The following is a 20,285-nucleotide window of genomic DNA, read 5'->3' as shown; positions in this document are numbered from 1 at the left end:
TAAGTATCGTCCGACCGAACCGGCGAGGTATGCGAGACCAGTTCCGTCCCCTGCTCGCCGCGCTGCTGGCGTTGGCGTTGCCGGGCCTCGGTCACCTCACCCTGCGCCGGTGGGGACGGGCGCTGCTGTGGCACCTGACGATCGTCGGCGGCGGCGTGGCGCTGTTCGCCCTCTACGACGTGCCCGTCGAATCGACGGTTTCGGTGGCGGAGGCCGCCGAGACGGCGGCCGCGCTCCCGACCGACGTGACGCTCCCGATCGCCGTCCTGTACGCCCTCTCCGCGGTCGATGCCTACCTCGTCGGGCGGGCCGACGTCGCCGAACGGCAGCGCGCCGACGCGACGGCCGAGGCGATCCGGCGCCGCGCCGCGAGCGACGACGGGGAGGGAGCCGGCGACCTCGGGGGCGCGAACGCACCGGCCTCGGCCGGAGCCGTCGCGGAGACCGCCGCGGGACCGGCGGAGGTCGAGTGCCCGCACTGCGGCAAGGAGACGGACGCCGACCTCGACTTCTGTCACTGGTGTACCGAGCCGCTCCCGTGGGCCGACGGGGAGTAGACGCGGGGACTCGTCGCGGTCGCCCGCGACCGATGTGGTTTCTCACCGCTGATAACCGCGTGACAACTATCATATAGCCGGCCCGTGAGTGTCCGGGTACGGACGCGAACGACGGACGGAACATGAGTCTGAATCCACGGCAATACGACGTACGGGAGCTGCGCCGGATCGCGGACGCACCGCGGGACGGCGCCGACGGAGCGCCTCGGGAGCGGTCGCTTCGTCAGCCGAACCGGAACCGAGCGGAGCAGGCGGCCCGCTCGGCCGCGTTCACCGAACTGCTCCAGCGTCAGCGGGGGCTGCGGCTGTCCGGCGGCGGGGACCGACCCGACGCCGGCGATCGGCCGTACCTGACGGCGATCCCGGCCTCGCCGGAGGCGGAACACGAGATCGGGGAGTGGCTCGGCTACCTCGTCGACGTGGGCGGCCACGTGCGGAGCCGGGACGCCCTGGCGTACTACGCCGAGCTCGGCTGGGTCGACGACGACGCGGTCGAAGCCCTTCGGCGCCGGTTGGAGGGGTTCGACGCCCCGCGGTACGACCGGCCCTTCACCCCCGCGGACCACCGGATCAGCCTCGTCTCCATCGTCCGGATCGCTTCGTGTGCGAGTGAATCATGAGCGACGACGACGAATCCACGGACATCAACAGTACAGACGGCCCGGAAGCGGTCGGCGTGAAACTCGGCAGCACGCGGACGGTGCTCGACCTCCCCGACGGGCGGGGCGGTCGCGAGCGACACTCGACGCTGACGTGTCTGGCTACCTACGAGGACGCCATCACGGGCGAGGAGAAGGTCCTGTTCGGCCACGAGGCCGCGATCGAGTACCCCGACACGGTGCGCTTCATGCTCCGGTCGGGGCTTCCCGAGGACGACGAGAGCGTCGCCGACGCGGAGCGCTTCTTCGAGGCGCTCGTGGACGCCCACGACGTGCCCGAGGACAGCGCGGTGGTCTATGCGGTCCCCACCATCGACAACGAGGCGGGCGTGAACAACCTCAAGTCGGTGATCGAGGGCTCCTCGATCGGACAGGTCGAGACACGGAGCTACCCCGAGTCGCTGTGCGGGGCGATCCCCGCCTACGGTGACGACCTCTCCGCCATCGACGAGGTGTTCGTCTCCATCAACATGGGGTCGACGACGCTGGAGGCGTGCGCCTACCGGCGCGGCGAGCAGCTCTCGCCGTTCTCGACCGGCTCGGTGACGGGCAACGAGGTCGACCGCCGGATCGTCGCCGCCGTCGAGGAGGAGAGCCAGGGCCGCGTCCACATCGACCGGACGACCGCCCGGGAGTACAAGGAAGAGCACGCCGACGTGTACGACTTCGAGCCGTTCACGGACGTGATCCAACAGCCCGGCGGCGGGAGCCACGAGTTCACCGTCGACCGCGGCGTGCGGGAGCCGGTGGACCGGTACATCGACGAGGCGGTCGACGTCGTCGCCAACGAGTTCCTCCCGGAGCTGGCGAACGACCACATGAAACCGTACCAGCTCGCGCTGGGCCGCCCCATCGCCGCAACCGGCGGGATGGCCTGCATCCCCGGTCTCACCGAGGAGTTCGAGAAGCGGCTCTCCGCGGAGCTCGACCGCGACGTCGAGGTCGTCTCCCCCGACGACCCCGCGACCGCCGCGGCCGAGGGCGCCGGCCGGATCGCCGAGCGCCTGATCTGAGCGGTCGTTCCCATTTTCGGTATCTCTCCGTTGGCAGTCTCTCGATAGCGTCTGCACTCCCTCCTCACCGAAGACCGTGCCTTGATCGATGGCGGGAGTGAGTGATGTGGATCGGTGGTGACGGGAGGATATTTAAAAGAACTGTGAGCGACGGCGACGATCGCTTATAAATGACGACGCGGTGGCGCGTGCCGAGGAGCGCCCGGAGGGCGCGACTCGCACGCGCGAGGGAGTCGCTGGCGCCTTATAAGGCGCCAGCGACAGGGCGAGAGCGAAGCTCTCGCTTGCAACCGGACGTAGTCCGGTGACGAGGCTGGGGAGGCGTGAGGTGCGGTGTTGTGCGGGGCGGGGTGGGACTCAAAGGGGCAGTCGCGAAGCGGTCGCAGGCGACGCAAGGACCACAGCGAGGGAGCGGCAGCGACCGAGCGAGGACCGCAGCGAGCATGCGACCGCTTCGCGGCTGGGGCTTTGGAGATCTTCACCGCGTCATCGATCGCTTATAAACACCCACCAGCACCACCACAATCAGACTTATAAACAACACCACTACCACCGTGCGAGACCCACTTCCGCCATCGCTCATCTGCTGGGGGTCCAGTCGCGCCGCCGGGGTCATACATCGAACAGCCGCTCGGCGTCGTCGGCCTGCCGCCGGTAGATCCCTCTGCCCTTCAGCCGCGGGACCTCGTGGCGGTGGAGCCGCTCCGCCTTGCAGTCGTACACCAGCGGGAACACGTTGGTCCGGCGGCGGGCGACCGTGAACCCGGACATCGCGTCGAGCAGCGACGCGTCCGGATCGGCGGTCACGTACGTCACGTAGCCGATCGGCGTCGGTACTTCCCCGCCGTCGGCGCGCCCCGGCCGGGCGTCGATCCGGTCGGCGAGCACGTCGCGGAACGACTCGGCGGTCTCGACGAGCGTCTCGGCGCCGATCCCGGACGCGTCAGTATCACCCGCGTCGACGAGCGTCGCCAGCACCGCGACCTCGCCGATCGAGTCGTCGATCTCGCGGGTCCGCCACAGGGGATCGAAGCCGTCCGTCGTCTCGTCGACCACGTCGAACCCGTGTTCGCGTCGGTTCGCGACGACCGCGTCGCGGTACTGGGTCGGATCCATGGAGAGCCTAACGAATTGCATGGTAAAAAATGACACACATGGATCGCGGCGGAGCGAGCTGACGGAGTCGGGTGGCCGATCGAGGGGTGGAGACGGAGAACACGGTCCGACCCCGTCAGTAACACTATGCGCCCTCGCCGCCTGGACGACGCATGAACTCGACCCGGCGACGGTACCTTCGCGGCCTCGGCGGCGCGGGAGCCGGTACGATCGCCTGTCTCGCGGGCTGTACCTCCGGGGCGCCCGGTGACGGCTCCGACGGCGACGATGGCCCCCCGGGATCGGGCGACGGCGGGAACTGCCAGGATGTCGGCGGCACGCGACCCGAGGGAACGGGCGGTCCGGGCGTGACCCTCACCGCGGTCGACGACGATCCGGACCTGCCGGTCGAACTCCAAGTCGACGTCGAGGTCGTCCGCGAGGCGGCGACGCCCGAGCATCCGCCCCGACTCCGGACGACGCTCACGAACGCGGGCGACGACCCGATCCGGGTCGGGGAGGGACGGGCCGTCCATTTCGAGTACGTCGCCGACGACTGCGACGCGCTGACGCTCCTGCCCGGCGACGGCGAGTTCCCGGCCGAGCCCGACTGCTGGCGGCTCACCGAGCGGATCGCGGTGACCGAGGAGTACCAGACATTCGAGATCGACGCCGGCGAATCGAGCACTCGCCCGGTCGACTGCTACGCGACGCCCACCGACGGCGACGCCTGTCTCCCCGTCGGCGAGTACCGGTTCGAGACGACCGTCTCGGTCGTGTCCGAGGACGCCGAACCGCAGTCGTCGGCGCAGTGGGGGTTCTCCGTCCTGTTGGAGTGAGCGTGGAACTGATCGACAGAAGTAGTCTCAGGCGGATTCGAACCGCGAAGACTCGAATCCTCTCGTCTTCTGGGTTCGAACCGCCGAGGATATTTCGCGCTCACGGAGTTGTTCGCGCGAAAATAGTCCCGGGCGGATTCGAACCGCCGTCAATGGCTGACTTCGGGCATCCGACGGGCGTCTCCGAAGAGACGAACCGTGATCGCGTCTCGACCGCGAACGCGGACGGATTCCCTCCAAAGGCCATTATGATTGGCCACTACACCACGGGACTGCACTCGACGGTTGCCCGCCCGCACTCAAGTAGGTTACTTTCCCGACCCTTCGCCGCCGGCCGGTCGCGGCGTCCCCGGCACGCCGGATCGCCGGAGTGACGTGCGACGCTCGCCGACCGCCCTCGTATGGCGACCATCCTCGTCACGGGCAGTTGCGGCGGCGTCGGGAGCTGGACCGTCGACCACTTCGCCGACGCCGGCCACGAGGTCGTCGGCGTCGACCGGCGGACGCCGCCGGGGACCCGCGAGAACGCCGCGTTCAAGGCCGCGGACCTGACCGACTACGGCGAGACGCGACAGCTCGTCGAGGCCGCCGACCCGGACGCCGTGGTCCACCTCGCGGCGATCCCGGACCCCGAGAGCCACGCCGGCTCGCGCGTCTTCGAGAACAACGTTGTCAGCACCTACAACGTCCTCGACGCCGCGGGTGCAGTCGGTGCGCGGATCGCGTGGGCGTCGAGCGAGAGCCTCTACGGGACCGTCTTCGCCGAGGACGACTGGCTCCCGGACGCTCTCCCGATCGACGAGGCGACCCCGACCGAGCCGGAGGACCCCTACGGCCTCTCGAAGGTCGTCGGCGAGGAGGTCGCGGCACGGGTCGCCCGCCGGTACGGCGTCTCCGCCGTCTCGCTGCGGGCGTCGTGGGTGACCTACCCCGGGTCCGGTGAGACCCGCACTGCCCGGGAGGCGTTCGACCCGGAGACCGCCGAGCCGAGCGGGAACTGCTGGTCGTACGTCGACGTGCGCGACCTCGTCGCCGCCGTCGAGGCCGCGATCGCACCGGACGCTCCCGAACCCCCGATCGAGGGCCACGAGGCGGTGCTCGTCGTCGCGGCGGAGAACTTCCTCGGGCGCGACACGGCCGCCGCGATCGAGGCGGTCCGCGGCGAGCTCCCCGACGACTGCGACCTCGCGGGCGACGAGTCCGTCTTCGACTGCTCGAAGGCGAAGCGACTGCTCGGCTGGGAGCCCGCGCACTCCTGGCGCGAGGCGGAGGACGCCGACATCACGGGGCCGTCGTTCCTGTAGTCGGAACCGGGAAGGCGGAAAAGCGATCGGGAGAGACGGGCGACGGAAGCGAGGCGTCAGTCCGTCTCGTCCGGCGACTCGGACTCGCCCTCGTCGGGAGCGCGACCGTCGGACGACAGCGTCGGACTCACGTCGGCGTCGACCCACGCGTCCTCCTCGTCGGGCACCGGGGGCGCGCCGGCCGACTCCGCGGGGGGCAGCCGGTCTGCGGGGACGGTCCCCGGGTCGTGGCCGGCCCGCGTCCACTTGCCGGCGCGAGACACGTCGTCGTCGATCGCCGCGGAGCCGCCCGGCACGCCGTCTCCGGCGGTCGCCCCGTCGCCGGGCGCCCCGTCCTCGGCGGTCTCCCCCTCCCCGACGACTGCGCCCGCGGCGCCCGCGGCGCCGGCGACCATACCCCCGCCCGCCGCGTCTCTCTCCGCCTCGGTCTCGCCGGCGAGCGCCGGGGGCGTGTACGTGAACACGAACTCGTCGGTTACGGCGTGGAACGCCCCCGTCGCCGGATCCTCGACGACCCCGGTGTCGTTGTCGATCGCGAAGTCGACCAGGTCGCGGAGCGTCGACGCCTCCGCCTCGGGACGCTCGTGGACCGACGCGGGGAGCCGGATCGCCGTGATCCACTCCGTGAACTCGGCGCGGTCGTCCCGGTACGAGAGGTACTCGCGTTCGGCCGGCGTGAGCGCGAGGTCGACCTCGCGGCGCGCGTACGCCAGTCCGCCCGCCCCGGCGAGCCCCGCGAGGAACAGCAGCGGCCCGCCCGCGGAGCGGAGGGGCCCGTAGCTCCGCTCGACGGTGACCGGCTCGGTCTGCTCCGTCGTGTCCGACTGGACGCCCGGCTCCGAGACGGTGTACGTGTCGCCGCCGTGATCGAGCGTCATCTCGATCGTCCGCGCGTACGAGGTCGGCTCGCCGTTGATCGTCCCCTCGACGGTCACCGCGGTCGTGACGAACGCCTCCGTCTCGCCGGGCGAGGCGCCGAGGTCCGACTCGATCTCGCTCGCCGTCGCGTCGACCTCGGAGCTGTTGAGCGCGAACGACGCGGTCGCCGTCTCGCCGGGCTCGACGCCCGAGACCGTCTCCGTCGCCAGCGTCTCCCGCTCGTCCCAGTAGACGGTCCCGCCCTCGCCCCCGACGTTCCGGATGACGAGCACCGACTCGAAGGAGACGTCCACGTCGCTCGCGGCGTCGGCCGCGTAGCTCGTCTGCACGTCGACGTCGAGCACGGGCGCGACCTGGGTGAAGTAGGTGTTCCGGCCGTCGAGCACCGTTCCGGTGTCGAACACGGGGTTCGGCTCCGTCACCTCGGCGGAGTGGACGTACTCGGTCTCGACGGTCAGCGACGAGACGGTCCGGGTCTCGGTCTCGGTCCCCGGGTCGACGTGGGTCGTGTAGACGAGTCCGCCGCCGACCGCCGCGGCGACGAGACAGACGGCGAGGATCACGGTGAACTGTGCGTTCAGTACCGCCCGAAGGCGGAGCCGGGTTTCGCTGGGGGGAGTCTCGCTCATTCGGTCACCTGTAGATCTCGCGGAGGACGCGGCGGTACAGCGGCGGTTTGGCGCGCGATTCGCGGGAGCGTATCCGCGCGGGCTCGCCGCGGAGCAGCAGCAGCCCGAGCCCGACGATGCCGCCGCCGAGGAGCCCGTTGATCGCGACCAGCGGGGCCCACGGATGGACCCCGTACAGCTCGTCGATCACGCCGGGCGGCAACACGGCGAGGTACCGGTGTTCGGCGACGAACAACCGGTAGTAGCCGGTCTCGTCGGGCGCGGTGAGCGTCACCGTCGTCGACGCCTCGCTCCGTCCGCCGACGGCGACGCGCTCGGGGGCGACGTCGACGCCCGGGCTCTGGGGGGTGACGTACGCGTACACCGGCACCAGCCCGGCGTTCGGGACGACGTACTCCAGCTCCTGGCTCGTGCCGCGCTCGATGACGGTCGGGTTCTCCGACTCGAACTCGGCGCTCACGACGCCGTACTCTTGGGTCCCGCCCGGGACGACCATCGCGGCGGTCGCGGTCGCCATCAACACCAGCGCGAGCACGCCGACGATGGCGAACACCGAGGTGCCGTCGTCCCGAGAGCGGTCGCGCTCTCGCGCCTCGCGGCTCCCGCTGTCGAGGTACCAGTCGACCGCGTACGCGACTCCGGAGAGCGCGAAGAGGATGTACGCGAGCCCCTGCGTGCCCTGTAGCGACCGGATCCCGAGCGCGACCGCCAGCCGCGTCTGGACGGCGTCGAGCGCCGACTGGAACCCCATCGCGACGGTCCCCAAGTGGGGGATGACGACGACCCCGCCGCCGACCTGCAGCGCCTTCGCGACGATGTCGGCCTCCTGTACGACGGGTTCGCCGCCGTCCTGGTCAGTGAACGGGTTGTTGTCGCCGCGCGTGACGTACCCTCGCTCCGTCTCCTCGACGACGCGGTGGGTCGTCAGCCCGCCGCCCTGTATCTCCTGGGCGTCGAAGGTCACCACGTCGCCGACGCCGATCCCGCCGGCGATCGGTGCGGGGATCGCGACGAACCCGTCGCCCGGACTGAGGACGGGCTGCATGCTGCCCGTCTCGACGTAGCTCAGGAGCACCGGCTGCCCGAGGTACTGCCCCACGACCAGCGAGGCGACGACGAGCACGGCGGCGATCTGCAGCGTTATCGAGAGGGTGCGTTTGAGTGACATGGGTCGTGTCTCGGCGGTCGAGCGACGCGGTCCGTCGTCGGTCGGCGACCCGCGGTCACCGATCGATCCGTCGATCGGTCGTCACCCGAGAATGTCATCGATACGTTATAAATTCGTGGTTCGGCGCAGGCGGCGACGGGCGATGACGGGGGTGAGGGCGACGACGAGCGGCGGGGGCGCCGAGGGACCGTCACTCCTCGAACGCCCCGGCCGCGAGCAGGGCGAACGGTCCGATGAATGCCAGACAGAAGCCGAGCAGGTGGACGTACAGGTTCACCACGCTGCCCGTCCCCGTCGCGTCGCCCGGGAATCCGACGACCGGGTAGCCGACCGTCAGGGCGACGCCGACCGCGAACAGGTCGCCGTATCCCGGGTTCGAGACCGCGGCGCGGACGCCCCCGCGGACCGCGCTCCGGATCCGGATCCCGGTGCTCGACGCGTACAGCAGCCCGAGCAGGAGCCCGGCGACGGCCGTCGCGAGCCCGGCGAGCCCGGGGCCGTCGAGGCTCCCCGGGGCGACCGGCAGCGCCAGCAGCGCCATCCAGCCGACGAGCGGGAAGAAGGCGGCGGGAAGCGCGCGGATCGAGGCGCCCGGGAAGAACCGCTCGCGGGCGTAGACCCCGAGCAGGAGCGGGAGCAGCCCCGCGAGTGCCATGTTGACTCCGGAGAAGCCGAAGCCGATCGCGTTCCGGGGGACGGCGAGGTTCAGCGCCGAGAGCGCGAAGGGGAACGCGAGGAGGAACGTCGCGAGCGCGACCAGGAAGAACCGCCGGTAGCCGGCCAACACCGCGAGCGCGTAGCCGACCCCGGCGAGGAGGCAGTACCCCGCGACGTTGCCGGCGAGGTGGCCCGTGTCGAGGTGGACGTAGTGGGCGGTGAACGCGGTCCGCACCGTCGGGTCGGTGTACGCGAACGCCAGCGACCGGCGCGTCGCCTCGGGGAGCGCGAAGACGGCGCCGAGGACCGCGGGCACCGACGCGAGCACGAGCAGGTCCGCGAGCCGGACCCGGGCGGACAACTCGCGACGGAACCCGCCGTCGGCGTTCCGGTCCGCGGTCCCGTCGCTCCGCGCGTTCGAGGGGGCCGTCACGCTCCGACGGTCGCGGACCAGCGATTAAGACCTGTCGGCGCGTTGCGACCGCGAGGCGACCGCCGATCACCGGGCGGTCTCGGATCACGACCATTACTCGGCGCCCCCGGATCACGACCGGGGCATCCGACGGACGAGGGCCACCCCGGCGGCGACGAGCGCGACGAGCGCGAGCAGGCCCCCGAGCTCGACGAGGTCGATGCCACCCGGCTCCTCGACCGGTCCCGCGCCGGACCCGCCAGACCCGCCGGACCCGCCGGTGTTCTCGCCGGCGGTCGCGTCCTGCGTGTCGTCGTCCCCCTCCCCGTCACCGCCCGCCGGGTCCCCGACGAGCAGGGTCCCCGCGTCCGTCCCGGAGACCGCGAGGTCGTACTCGCCCGCGGTCTCGAACGCGGCCGTGAGCGCGACGGTCGCGGTCTCGTTCGGCGCAAGGGCGACCGTCTCGTTCGCGACCGGCTCGCCGTCGGCCGTCAGCGTCACCGTTCGCTCGCCGCCGGCGCCGCCGCCGTTCGCCACGGTCGCCCGGACGGTCGCCTCCTCGCCGGGGTCGATCGCCTCGGGCTCGACCGCCGCCCCCGTCACGTCGAACCGCGGGACGCGCTCCGCGACCGCGAACGTGGAGAACTCCTCCGTGGTCGCCCGGAAGTGCACGCGGTCCTCGGGGAGCCCCAGAATTCGAACCGCGTCCTCGCCGACGACGCTCGCGTCCTTCTCGGTCCAGTCGCCCGCCTCGCTCCGGCGGTAGAGCGTCACGTTCTCCGGGTCGATCCCGGCGTCGTCGAGCGCCTCCCGCGAGGCGCTGAACCGGATCGTCATCGCGTCGACCTCGTCCGGGTCGAAGTCGTGTTCCACCGAGAGGTACGCGATCGATCGGGGCGTCGTCGGCGCGTCGAGCGCGCTCCCGTCCTCGAAGGGTTCGGGACTCCCGGCCGCGCTCAGTTCGACGCTATCGGTCTCGACGCCCTCCAGGTCGAGTCGGTCGAGGGTGACGTTCGCTCCGTCGAGGAACATTCCGTCGGCCTCGAAGCGGACCGTGTCGTCGCGGTCGATCTCGCTCGCGGCGAACTCGCGGCGGTCGTCGCTCGGCGCGGTGACCGTCGTGATCGGGCCGGAGCCTCCGGTCGACGCCGAGGCGGACGGGGCCGCCTCGGGCTCCGCGAGCTCCGCCCGGATAGAGAACTCGTCGGCGCCGAGCCGGGTCCCGGCGACCTCGCCGCGCGCGTCGATGTCGAGCCCCACCGCGACCGTCTCGTTCGGACCGAGGGTGACGTTGTTGGCCCGCCCCTCGATCGGGTCGCCGTCGGCCGTGAACGTCACCGACCCGTCGTCGTGCTCGATCCAGACGCGCGCGTGCTCGTCGGCCGTGTACGTGACCGTGAACACACCGTCCGCCGACGCGAGCGAGTCGGCATTGACCCCCTCGAAGTCGGCCGGGAGGTTCGGGTTCGACGCCGACACGTCGACGACGATCTCGTCGTCGTCGTTCAGGTAGGCGTAGTTCCCGCTCGGGCCGTCGGCCGGTTGGACCGCGAGGCGGTCCTCGGCGATCGTGTCGGCCGGGCCCCCGATCACCGCCGCGCCCGTGGCGAAGGCGAACGACCCCGCGGCGACGAGGACCAGAACGAGGGCCGCGGTGTGGCGGGCGGTGGACATGGCGTTATCTACGCGCAGTTGCGGGCGAAGGGGTTTGGTTATACGGTGCTTGAAACCACGGACCCGACCCGGACCCGACCCGGATCCGGGACGAACGCGCCCGATCGACGATCCACCCCATCGAACGTTCGGGTCGAAGACGAGAGCCGGTTTCCGGCCCTGATCCGGGCGCTCACGGTCGGCCTGAAGCAACCGATCCGATGCCTGAAGACATACGAAACGTGATGGGTATTCACCGGGGACCGACAGTAGGTCTCAATATCGGTACCGAGAACAATGCTCCGTTGAACGCCGACGCCGTCTGCGGATCGTATCGCTGATTTCACGGGATTTGGACGCCGTCTGGCGATATGGGACGTCTCAAGACCCTCGCACAGACGTTTCACGAATTCGCCACGAACCATGTTGAACAACCAGACGTACCCGCTGTCGCCGACGGCGACAACGGGTACGCCAAGTCCACCAAAATCGCGCTCCTTCTGCTCAAAGAGGAGATCAACAAGCCGCTTCGGAGGCTCGAAGACTATCTCAACGAGATGCCGGGAATTCTCGGTGTGTTTGATCTTGACTCATCGCCGGATTACTCATCTTTCAGCGTCTGGGACGATGAATTCCCGATGAAAGAACTGCGCCGCCTGCTCCGCGCCTCCGCGGAGCAGGCGGGGCTCTCAGGCACCGCGTCGATCGACGCCAGCGGCTTTCAGCGTGACCAAGCCAGCTCACACTACCGGAATCGGGTCGGTTACTCGTTCAACGCGATGAAAACGACGCTGCTTGTTGACACGGATTCTCTTGCTATCATGGACGCTCATTTCACGACTAAGAAAGCCTATGACGGCCATATCGGGCTGCAGGTCTTTCGGCGGAACGCCGAAGACCTGCAAGCGTTACTGGCCGACAAAATGTACTCGTGGAGTAATCTCCGTGAAGCTTGCCGTGACAGGTCTACACGGCCAGTGATCAAACACTGCGAGCAAAATGCACTCAAGAAAGCCCACAACGCCAGAATTGACGATGATGTCTACAACCAGCGGTCAATGAGTGAGACCGTGTTTGCGATGCTAAAAGACGACGGCGACGAGATCCGCTCCCGGAGCTGGCACGGCCAGTTCCGGGAGCTCACACGGAAGTGTATCGTCCATAACCTCGAGCAGGCGGCGAGTTAGAGCTCGCCGCCTGCTCCCCTTCTCCGAATGTATCCGAGAGAGGCATCGCCATCGTCCACCTCATGCTTTATTTGGTATCTTGTGAAACTGATGCTTTGGTCGCCGCACAATTCCGCTCGAATCGAATCGTCCGATCTGAGAATTTACAGCTAAAGCGCTGCTACCGGTAGAAGATCGAATATCAAAAATCCGATGTTGCCGCCGTCTTGCGTTCAACACGGCAGAGAACAACGAGGTGATACAGTCGAATTAGCCGTCAAAAGCCGATTATACGGCCAATTTTGGCGACACGGAGGTCCGATTTTTGAACGGCGATAAACGGTAACCACTCATCACAACCATGGGATTTATGTTGGACTGTTCATATGTGTCAGACAGAAATGGCGTCGGTACAACAGGTTGACGGGGGAGGGGCCGAACCGGCGACAGATATCTCTGAGGACGAGCTCTTCGACGTACTGGCGAACCAGCGGCGGCGGTTCGCGGTGCACCTACTGAAGCGGGAGGCGGACGACTCGGTCGCCATCGGCGACATGGCGGAACAGATCGCGGCGTGGGAAAACGGGATCGACACCGCGGAGATCACCGGCAACGAGCGCAAGCGCGTGTACACCGCGCTCCAGCAGTCCCACCTGCCGAAGATGGACGACGCGGGGGTCGTCGAGTTCAACAAGGACCGCGGCGTCGTCGAGCCGACGCCCGCCCTGACCGACGTGGACGTGTACATGGACGTGGTCGAGGGGAGGGAGATCCCGTGGAGCGACTACTACCTCGGGCTCTCCGGCGTCGCCGTCGCGCTCGTCGGGGCGGTGTGGCTCGGCGCGTGGCCGTTCGTCCTCCTCCCGGAGATGGCGTGGACGCTGGCGATCGTCGTCGCATTCGCGTTCTCCGCGATGGCGCACAAGTACTACACCGCCGAGATGAAGGTCGGACGGGGAGCGGAGCCGCCGGAAGTGGGCGGCGAGTGACGCCGCCGGTCGCGGTCCGCGACGGCCGGAGCCCCGACGAAACGCGGCTCAGGGTATCGACCGGGGAGGATCAGACCGATGACACGGGGTTTCAGGCATCGCCATACCCGCTTCCGACGCCGAATAACCTTAAGTACACGACACGTGGTCTCCGGCAGTAAGCGATAGTCGGTCCCACTCACCACATGAAACGACGCACCCTCATCCTCCTGCTCGGCGGCGGCGGATCGGCGGCGCTGAGCACCGGGACCGGCGCCTTCTCGAGCGCGACCGCGGAGCGCGGGGTCGAGGTCTCCGTCGTGGACGATGAGGAGGCGTACGTCGGGTACGCGACTCCGGAAGTAAATGGAAACAACGAGCTCGTCGCACCGGTAGGCAAGCGCGTCACGCTCGTCAGAGTCACAAACCGCTTCGCCGACGAAGACGGGATCGGCGTGATCGATGTCGACGTCGCTACTGACTCCGCTGGAGGCGACGACTTGTTCAAGAACCTCGCGATCGAGCGTTCCGACGACGACGGCCACGAACGGATGAACGACAGCGAGGTCCGGCGCGGGCCGTACAAGAAGGGCGGACCGGTTCCGAAGGATCGCGCGTTCGGTCCGGGCGACTACGCCGACGTGACGGCCGTCGTCGACCACGACCCCGGAGAGCCGGTCGAGATAGCGGTGACGATCCGCGTCCGCGGCGCCGAGGACGCCGGCGTCTCAGCCGAGATCTTCGGCGACACACGGGAGTTCGACCTCGTGGTCGAGGAGACTGACGGCGTGGAGTTCAAGTCCGGGAACTCCGGGATTGTTCTCACACTCGCGAATGACGATGGAGGCACTGCCGGCGATTCCGCCTCTGACGAGGGTGACGACGATGACGACGACAGCGAAGGCGATGTCGAAGGAACGATCTACTACGAGAAGAACGGCGGCAACGATCCGCCGGTCAAACGGATCGACGAGGCCGATATCCCGACGAATGAGACGCTGAAGCCGAAGGATATCGACGACGACCTGAACAACGGCGCGACGATCGTCGGGCTCTCGATCGACGGAATCGACGGTGTCTTCGACCGCGGAGAGGCGCCGACGCCGGGGAACAGCGACAACGACAACAACCGTCACGGCTTCGTCTCTCACACCGTTCCCCTAGAGAAGGCCTCTTTCTACGACCGATTCGACGACGACTGAAACAGTTTGTCGCGTTCGGTTGGTGGCGCGTTCGAACGACGTGTTGATGCACAGTATCGCGACCGTCTCTTGTGCGTCCGTTTATCATCTCGAGATCACCGGAACCGGTAACTCTTCTTACGACTGAAGTCGTGGCTTTGCTCCTCAATATCGTGTGATCCCTGGTGATTCACAGGGCGGCCACGTTAGTAATTCACACATACCGAGAATAATCGAAGGATGGTCCTGAACCCATTTAGATCGGCTCTGAACCGATTTCAGGGGTTTCCGGTGATTATTCTGCTGACTCATAACGATATGGGATACACTCCATGGGTGAAGTAGAGCGACCCAGGGTGACACGGGGTGTCTCGTGTTCCCGAACGCGGGTCGCGTGCGGACAACGAGGTCGACCAACCATGCAACGACGTAAGTTCATCATCGGCGCAGGCGCATTGGCAACTGGTAGTTCGGCTGCAGTAGGTACGGGTGCGTTTAGTTCCATGACCGCGGATCGTGAGGCAAATATAAATGTGGTTAACGACGCTAGTGGTCTCGTCTCACTTGAATCTGGGAACCAAGGTGGTGTCGTAAGCGAGAACAACGGTCAACTGTCCATCGATTTCTCAGGCGGAGACGGGAACGGAGTTAATGTCAATTCTCAGTATGTAGTTGGATCTTTCCACCATACTCATCTCGGTGATAATGATGGTCAGGTGGATTCTGAGGCTGTTTTTGATTCTAACTCGGGAGGTAATGGTGGTACGATCCACAGTACTACGATGAGTTCGTGGGGGTACGCATTCGCCATAACCAACCAGTCCACTGAGAATCGTGATATCTCTGTGTCGTTCGACGCGTCAAGCGAAGAAGTCGCAGGATATCTCGGATTTGGATTAGAGTTTGGTTGGGGTCCCAGAGACGCGATCGAGATTGAGGGAACCCAGACGGAAGATAGCGCAGAATTCACAGACGTAGCACCTGGTGACACACTATACGTGAGTTTTGTTGTGTCGACCCTTGGCGTGGAAGACTATGCTGCTGAGGACATGTCGGGAACACTCACAGTCAGTTCAAACTGAAAGCGGCGTAAGCCAGGGTTCGAATATTCCAAACACTGACATATTTTATCAGTCGGTTTACTATCGGAGTCTATCTTTTGTTTGAATTAAGGAATTTAATTACCAGTATGATATTTACTGGTTCTCTGAAGACTTCCTAGTCGTGATCGCAGAGTATCTCGAGAAGCGCACCTGAGCACTCGGCGGTCGATCGTCGTCCACCGGCTAGGGATCGACGGCGTCGTCTCACACCGCCGAAACTCTTGTATAGAATATATACATAGCAAACAACATGGGCACGATCTCCACTCGGGTCCCCGAGGACCTCGAAGCCGAACTCGAGGCATACCTCGACGAGGAACGCCTCGACCGGAGTACGGCGGTCCGCAAGCTCCTCGCGGAGGGACTCGAAGCGTGGCGACGGGAGCGGGCGCTCGACCGGTTCGTCGACGGTGACCTGTCGCTTTCGGCGGCCGCCGAGTTCGCGGACTGCTCCGTCTGGGAGTTCGCCGACCTCGTTGAGGACACCGACGCCGCGTGGGTCGCCGCCGACCATCTCGAAGCCGACCTCGACGAACTGTGAGCTGGGTGTTCGACGCGACCCCGCTGATCTACCTCGCGAAAGCGGACCGGCTCGACGTGATCGAGGCGCTGGACGAGCCGCGACTCGTCCCGGAAGCCGTCCACCGCGAGGTCGTGACGACGGGCGTCGAGCAGGGGTACGACGACGCGCGTCGGATCGAGCGCGCCGTGGAGGGCGGCCTCGTTGAGGTCGTCGCTGTCGACACCGGCGACTCGCCGGCCGCGACACGGCTCGCGAGCCATCCGCGACTGAGCGACGCCGACGTGGCGGTCCTCGCCTGTGCAGCTTCGCGCGACGCCGTCGCCGTGATGGACGAATCGGCGGGTCGCTCCGCGGCCGAGGTCGAGGGCGTCGAGACGCGGGGAACCGCGTATCTCGTCCTCGCCGCCGTCAGGGACGGGGCGCTGTCGACGGCCGAGGGTCGAAAGACGATCGACACGATGATCGATCACGGCTGGTACGTGGCGCCCGACGTGTACACGAAGATCGTCGGTAAGCTGGAATCGCTCGGAGACTGAGACCGAGTACGCCGTCACTTCCGTGTCAGCCGTCCCGTTCAGGTGCCCTTATGTATCACCCGGCCACACGTCCGGACATGGACGACCACTCCCACGAGCCCAATCCGGACAAGCGCGTGACCGCTCCCATGCAGTCGTTCGGCAGCCGCGAGGTCGGCATCGGCGCGGCCGTCACGCTCGTCGGGCTGCTCGTCGCGTACGTCATCCCGTTCCTCTTCACGTTCTGAGCGACGCCGACGCTCGCTGTTTAAAAGACCCGACCGCACGCAGCGACTCGCTTACCGCGGGTACCAGGCCAGCGGGTGCGCGGCGGTGAGCTCGAGGCGCACCGCCTCGTCGAGGTCGAACTCCTCGACGTGGTTGTGGAGGCAGTGGACGACCTCACCGGAGTCGAGCTCGACCCGGTAGATGAAGGAGGGGCCGACGTACTGCCGCGAGACGATGGTCCCGTCGGCCTGCTCGGCGCTCGCGGGGCTCGCCCGGAGGTCGTCGGGCCGCACCAGGACGTCGACGGGCGCGCCGTCGTAGACGGTGTCGTACCCCTCCAGCGTGACGGCGTCGAACCGGCCGATCCCGGTCTCGACCTTTCCGTCGCGGAGGTGCCCTTCGAGGAACGACGCCCGTCCGAGGAAGGAAGCGACGAACTTCGACTCGGGGCGCTCGAAGACGGACTCGGGGCGACCGACCTGCTCGATCGTCCCGTCGTTCATCACGGCGACGCGGTCGGAGATGGAGAGCGCCTCCTCCTGGTCGTGGGTGACGGAGACGGCGGTGACGCCGGCCTCCTTCAGGATCCGGCGGACCTCCTCGCGCATCTCGACGCGGAGCCGCACGTCGAGGTTCGAGAACGGCTCGTCTAAGAGGAGCACCTCGGGCTCCGGCGCGAGCGACCGCGCGAGCGCGACGCGCTGTTTCTGCCCGCCGGAGAGCTGGTCCGGCGTCTTCCCGCCGTGTTCGGGCAGGTCGACGAGGTCGAGCAGCTCGTCGACGCGGGCGGCGTTCGCGCCCGCGTCGCCGTCGAGCCCGAACGCGATGTTCTCCCGGACGGTGAGGTGGGGGAACAGCGCGAAGTTCTGGAAGACGATCCCCACGTCGCGCCCCTCGGGCGGGACGAACGCGCCGTCGCCGGCGACGGTCTCGCCGCCGAGCGCGATCTCCCCCTCGGTCGGCTCCTCCAGCCCGGCGATCGTCCGGAGCGTCGTCGTCTTCCCGCAGCCGGACGGGCCGAGGAAGGTGAGAAGCTCTCCGGGTTTGACGTCGAGAGAGACGCCGTCGACGGCGGTCTCCGGGCCGAACTCCTTCGTCACGTCCGACAGCGACAACACGGGGTCCGCCGACGTGTCGGCGGGCGACTCGGCCGCGTCGGCGGGAGATTCGTTCGCCTCTGCGGGCGACTCGCTCGCGTCTCGGGCCGACTGCGTCCGTTCGACTGGTTGCGTGTGAGCCATCGGTGTGTCGGGCGCCGGTCCGGCCGGCGTCCCGTAACTGAGGCCACCTATTTTAGGAAAACCTAAAAGCGTATCGCTCGCTCTCGCGCGGCTGAAATACGGACGAGGGGTTCTCGGCGAGCGTCAGGCGAGCTCGCGCTCGATGACGCCCCGGAGCTCCCGGATGGCGTCGGCGTCGAGCGCGACCGCATCGTCGCCGACCGCGAGCGAGAGCGTCCCGTCGGTCGTCACGTCGCCGAGCCGGAGGACGGGCAGATCGCCAGCGGCCTCGGCGACCGCCTCGGGATCGGTCGTCTGGACGACGAGCCGGCCGGGCGTCTCCTCGAAGGCGGCGACGCGATCGGGGAGGGTCACGTCGGCGCCGGCCTCGTCGGTCACCAGCTCCGCGAGCGCGACCGCGAGCCCGCCGTCGCTCACGTCGTGGGTCGCGAGCGTCGACTCGTGGCGCGCGACCGCCGCGAGCGACGCGACGCGGTCGGCGAGGCTCCCGGCGTCGCCGGACTCGCTGGCCGCGCCGGCCGCGACAGGCAGGCTCGGGAAGCGGTCGCTCCCGCCCGCCTGTGCAAGGTACTCGGAGCCGCCGAGCGCGCCGCCGTCGGCCCCGCCGGCGCCGACCAGCAGGAGTTCCGAGTCCTCGGCGCGGTCGGCGTCGAGCGCTGCGGGCGGCGCGTCGTATCCCTTCCGGGTGCCGATCAGCGCGAGCGTCGGCGTCGGCGGGATCGGCCCCTCGACGCTGTCGTTGTACAGCGAGACGTTGCCGCCGACGACCGGCGCGTCGAGGTCGGCGCAGGCGTCGGCGAGCCCGTCGACGATCCCCTTGAAGCCGCCGTACACGTCGGGCTTCTCCGGGTTCCCGCCGTTGAGGCAGTCGACCGCCGCGAGGGGGATCGCGCCCTTCGCGGCGAGGTTGGTCGCGTTCTCGAGGGCGACGGCGCGGGCGCCCTCGTAGGGGGCGGTCTCGGTCCAGTTCGGGTTCGCCCCGGAGGAGAGCGCGAGGCCGACGCCGTCGGATTCGGAGGCGGACTCGGACTCCGCTTCGGTCTCCCGGATCGCCATGATCGCGGCGTCGTCGCCGGGCTTCATCGCCGTGCGGACGCCGACCTCGTGGTCGTACTGGCGGTACACCCAGCGCTTGCTCGCGGTCGAGGGCGCGGAGACGACCGCCTCGACCGCCTCGTCGAGGGGCGGCTCGGGGTCCGGGAGGTCCCGGTCGGGCTGCGTCGGCGGTTCGCTCGGGAGGTCGTTCATCGGGGCGCCGTCTGCGAGGAACTCGGCGGGCGCGTCGACGACGACCTCGGACTCGGAGTCCTCGCCGTCCCCGTCACCCGCGAACTCGCAGACGTAGTTCCCGTCGGTCAGCTCGCCGATGACGGAGCAGCCGAGGTCGAACCGCTCGGCCAGTTCCGCGACGTGGTCGACGTCTTCGGGCGCGACCTCGTAGCACATCCGCTCCTGACTCTCCGCCAGCAGGATCTCCATCGCGTTCATGTTCGGCTCGCGCTGGTGGACCCGATCGAGTTCGATCCGGGCGCCGAGCCCGCCCTTCGCGACAAGCTCGGAGGAGGCGCCGCCGAGGCCCGCCGCGCCCAGGTCGCGGGCCGACAGGACCAGGTCCTCGTCCACGAGGGCCTCGTTGCACTCGATTAGCCGCTTTTCGGCGTAGGGGTCGCCCACCTGCACCGCGGGGCGGTCCTCGGTCTCGGCGTCCTCGCCGAGGTCCTCGCTCGCGAAGGAGGCGCCGCCGAGCCCGTCGCGGCCGGTGCCGTTGCCGACCAAGACGAGCTTGTTCCCGGGCTCTTGGGCCGTGGCCGTGACGAGCCGGTCCTCGTTCGTGAGGCCGACGCAGGCGACGTTGACGAGAGGGTTCCCCTCGTAGCCGCCGTGGAAGGCGACGCTGCCGCCGACCGTGGGGACCCCGATGCAGTTGCCGTAGTGGGAGATCCCCTCGACGACCCCCTCGAAGAGGTACCGCGAGCGCTCGCGGTCGAAGCCGCCGAAGTACAGCGAGTCGAGGAGGGCGATGGGGTACGCGCCCATCGACATGGTGTCCCGGACGATGCCGCCGACGCCGGTCGCGGCCCCGTCGAACGGGTCGACGAAGGAGGGGTGGTTGTGGCTCTCGACCCCGAACGTGACGTACTGGTCGCCGTAGTCGTCGGCGTCGCGCTCGGCGGCCGGAACGTCCGCGGCGTCCGGCTCGGGCAGCGCGAGGACCGCGGCGTCGTCGCCGGGGCCGACGACGACCTGATCGCCCTCGCTCTCGAACGCCGACAGCAGGGGCCGCGAGGAGCGGTACGCGCAGTGCTCGCTCCAGAGGTTCTCGAACAGCGCGACCTCGGCCGCCGTCGGGTCCCGGCCGAGCTCCGCGACGACGAGCTCGTGGTCCGGCTCGGACAGACTCATTCACTTACGTGGTTATCGAGCCCGTTCTAATGCTTTTCTATGTGCACGTTCGTGTGGTCACTACGGCTCCCACGATGCCGCGGCGGGTCGTG

At 68.2% G+C, this 20,285-nt stretch carries 19 protein-coding genes and 1 tRNA gene; 12 read left to right on the top strand and 8 right to left on the bottom strand.

Annotation, left to right across the window (positions count from 1 at the left end; translation table 11 throughout):
• The first annotated feature begins 29 nt into the window (after positions 1–29).
• The 3 genes from JIN95_RS01590 (at position 30) to JIN95_RS01580 (ending at position 2,229) form a co-directional block, all read left to right on the top strand.
• Positions 30–557, top strand: a complete 528-nt coding sequence (locus JIN95_RS01590) for a zinc ribbon domain-containing protein (RefSeq protein ID WP_200530325.1) — start codon at positions 30–32, stop codon at positions 555–557.
• Between the two features lie 122 nt (positions 558–679).
• Positions 680–1,177: a FlaD/FlaE family flagellar protein gene (locus JIN95_RS01585; protein WP_095635275.1), complete on the top strand. Its 498-nt coding sequence runs from the start codon at positions 680–682 to the stop codon at positions 1,175–1,177.
• On the top strand, positions 1,174–2,229 hold the full coding sequence (locus JIN95_RS01580; protein ID WP_095635276.1) for a hypothetical protein: 1,056 nt from the start codon (positions 1,174–1,176) through the stop codon (positions 2,227–2,229). The genes JIN95_RS01585 and JIN95_RS01580 overlap by 4 nt, the downstream gene beginning before the upstream one ends.
• A gap of 612 nt (positions 2,230–2,841) precedes the next feature.
• On the opposite strand, the gene JIN95_RS01575 is transcribed toward JIN95_RS01580, so the two are convergent.
• Positions 2,842–3,345, bottom strand: a complete 504-nt coding sequence (locus JIN95_RS01575) for a hypothetical protein (RefSeq protein WP_200530324.1) — start codon at positions 3,343–3,345, stop codon at positions 2,842–2,844.
• A 152-nt stretch (positions 3,346–3,497) separates the two neighbouring features.
• Here JIN95_RS01575 and JIN95_RS01570 point away from each other — a divergent pair, with 152 nt between their 5' ends.
• Positions 3,498–4,163: a hypothetical protein gene (locus JIN95_RS01570; RefSeq protein WP_095635278.1), complete on the top strand. Its 666-nt coding sequence runs from the start codon at positions 3,498–3,500 to the stop codon at positions 4,161–4,163.
• A 123-nt stretch (positions 4,164–4,286) separates the two neighbouring features.
• Here JIN95_RS01570 and JIN95_RS01565 read toward each other — a convergent pair.
• Positions 4,287–4,437, bottom strand: a tRNA-Gln gene (locus JIN95_RS01565).
• A 127-nt stretch (positions 4,438–4,564) separates the two neighbouring features.
• Between JIN95_RS01565 and JIN95_RS01560 the strand changes: the two genes are divergently transcribed.
• A complete protein-coding gene (locus JIN95_RS01560) occupies positions 4,565–5,467 on the top strand; it encodes an NAD(P)-dependent oxidoreductase (RefSeq protein ID WP_200530323.1) in 903 nt (300 codons plus the stop codon).
• A gap of 56 nt (positions 5,468–5,523) precedes the next feature.
• Here JIN95_RS01560 and JIN95_RS01555 read toward each other — a convergent pair whose 3' ends face one another.
• From JIN95_RS01555 to JIN95_RS01540, 4 genes are all read right to left on the bottom strand, one after another.
• Complete coding sequence (locus tag JIN95_RS01555; protein ID WP_234699145.1) at positions 5,524–6,975, bottom strand: DUF5305 domain-containing protein; 1,452 nt, start codon at positions 6,973–6,975, stop codon at positions 5,524–5,526.
• Between the two features lie 4 nt (positions 6,976–6,979).
• Entirely contained in the window at positions 6,980–8,143 is a 1,164-nt protein-coding gene (locus tag JIN95_RS01550; RefSeq protein ID WP_200530322.1) for a signal peptidase I, read from the bottom strand.
• 190 nt (positions 8,144–8,333) lie between these two features.
• Positions 8,334–9,233 (bottom strand): hypothetical protein, encoded by a 900-nt coding sequence (locus tag JIN95_RS01545; protein ID WP_200530321.1) that lies wholly within the window; start codon positions 9,231–9,233, stop codon positions 8,334–8,336.
• A 111-nt stretch (positions 9,234–9,344) separates the two neighbouring features.
• The gene (locus tag JIN95_RS01540; protein WP_200530320.1) at positions 9,345–10,886 is read right to left on the bottom strand and encodes a CARDB domain-containing protein; all 1,542 of its coding nucleotides are present in this window, start codon (positions 10,884–10,886) and stop codon (positions 9,345–9,347) included.
• A 350-nt stretch (positions 10,887–11,236) separates the two neighbouring features.
• On the opposite strand from JIN95_RS01540, the gene JIN95_RS01535 reads away from it, so the two are divergent.
• The 7 genes from JIN95_RS01535 (at position 11,237) to JIN95_RS01505 (ending at position 16,569) form a co-directional block, all read left to right on the top strand.
• A complete protein-coding gene (locus JIN95_RS01535) occupies positions 11,237–12,052 on the top strand; it encodes an IS5 family transposase (protein WP_200530319.1) in 816 nt (271 codons plus the stop codon).
• Between the two features lie 380 nt (positions 12,053–12,432).
• The gene (locus tag JIN95_RS01530) at positions 12,433–13,020 is read left to right on the top strand and encodes a hypothetical protein (RefSeq protein WP_200532094.1); all 588 of its coding nucleotides are present in this window, start codon (positions 12,433–12,435) and stop codon (positions 13,018–13,020) included.
• 185 nt (positions 13,021–13,205) lie between these two features.
• Positions 13,206–14,201: a hypothetical protein gene (locus JIN95_RS01525; RefSeq protein ID WP_200530318.1), complete on the top strand. Its 996-nt coding sequence runs from the start codon at positions 13,206–13,208 to the stop codon at positions 14,199–14,201.
• A gap of 398 nt (positions 14,202–14,599) precedes the next feature.
• Positions 14,600–15,262: a hypothetical protein gene (locus tag JIN95_RS01520; RefSeq protein ID WP_200530317.1), complete on the top strand. Its 663-nt coding sequence runs from the start codon at positions 14,600–14,602 to the stop codon at positions 15,260–15,262.
• Positions 15,263–15,533: 271 nt separating this feature from the next.
• Positions 15,534–15,824: a UPF0175 family protein gene (locus JIN95_RS01515; RefSeq protein ID WP_200530316.1), complete on the top strand. Its 291-nt coding sequence runs from the start codon at positions 15,534–15,536 to the stop codon at positions 15,822–15,824.
• Positions 15,821–16,342: a DUF3368 domain-containing protein gene (locus JIN95_RS01510; RefSeq protein ID WP_200530315.1), complete on the top strand. Its 522-nt coding sequence runs from the start codon at positions 15,821–15,823 to the stop codon at positions 16,340–16,342. Before JIN95_RS01515 ends, JIN95_RS01510 begins: the two co-directional genes overlap by 4 nt.
• A 77-nt stretch (positions 16,343–16,419) precedes the next feature.
• Positions 16,420–16,569: a hypothetical protein gene (locus tag JIN95_RS01505; RefSeq protein WP_200530314.1), complete on the top strand. Its 150-nt coding sequence runs from the start codon at positions 16,420–16,422 to the stop codon at positions 16,567–16,569.
• Between the two features lie 51 nt (positions 16,570–16,620).
• Here JIN95_RS01505 and JIN95_RS01500 read toward each other — a convergent pair whose 3' ends face one another.
• A complete protein-coding gene (locus tag JIN95_RS01500) occupies positions 16,621–17,790 on the bottom strand; it encodes an ABC transporter ATP-binding protein (RefSeq protein ID WP_200530313.1) in 1,170 nt (389 codons plus the stop codon).
• A 123-nt stretch (positions 17,791–17,913) separates the two neighbouring features.
• On the bottom strand, positions 17,914–20,193 hold the full coding sequence (gene purL / locus JIN95_RS01495; RefSeq protein WP_200530312.1) for a phosphoribosylformylglycinamidine synthase subunit PurL: 2,280 nt from the start codon (positions 20,191–20,193) through the stop codon (positions 17,914–17,916).
• Between the last annotated feature and the right edge of the window lie 92 nt (positions 20,194–20,285).

It is taken from the genome of Halorubrum sp. LN27 (assembly GCF_016635065.1).
GTDB classification, from domain to species: Archaea; Halobacteriota; Halobacteria; order Halobacteriales; family Haloferacaceae; genus Halorubrum; species Halorubrum salipaludis.
This window is presented reverse-complemented; position numbering and strand designations above follow the sequence as displayed.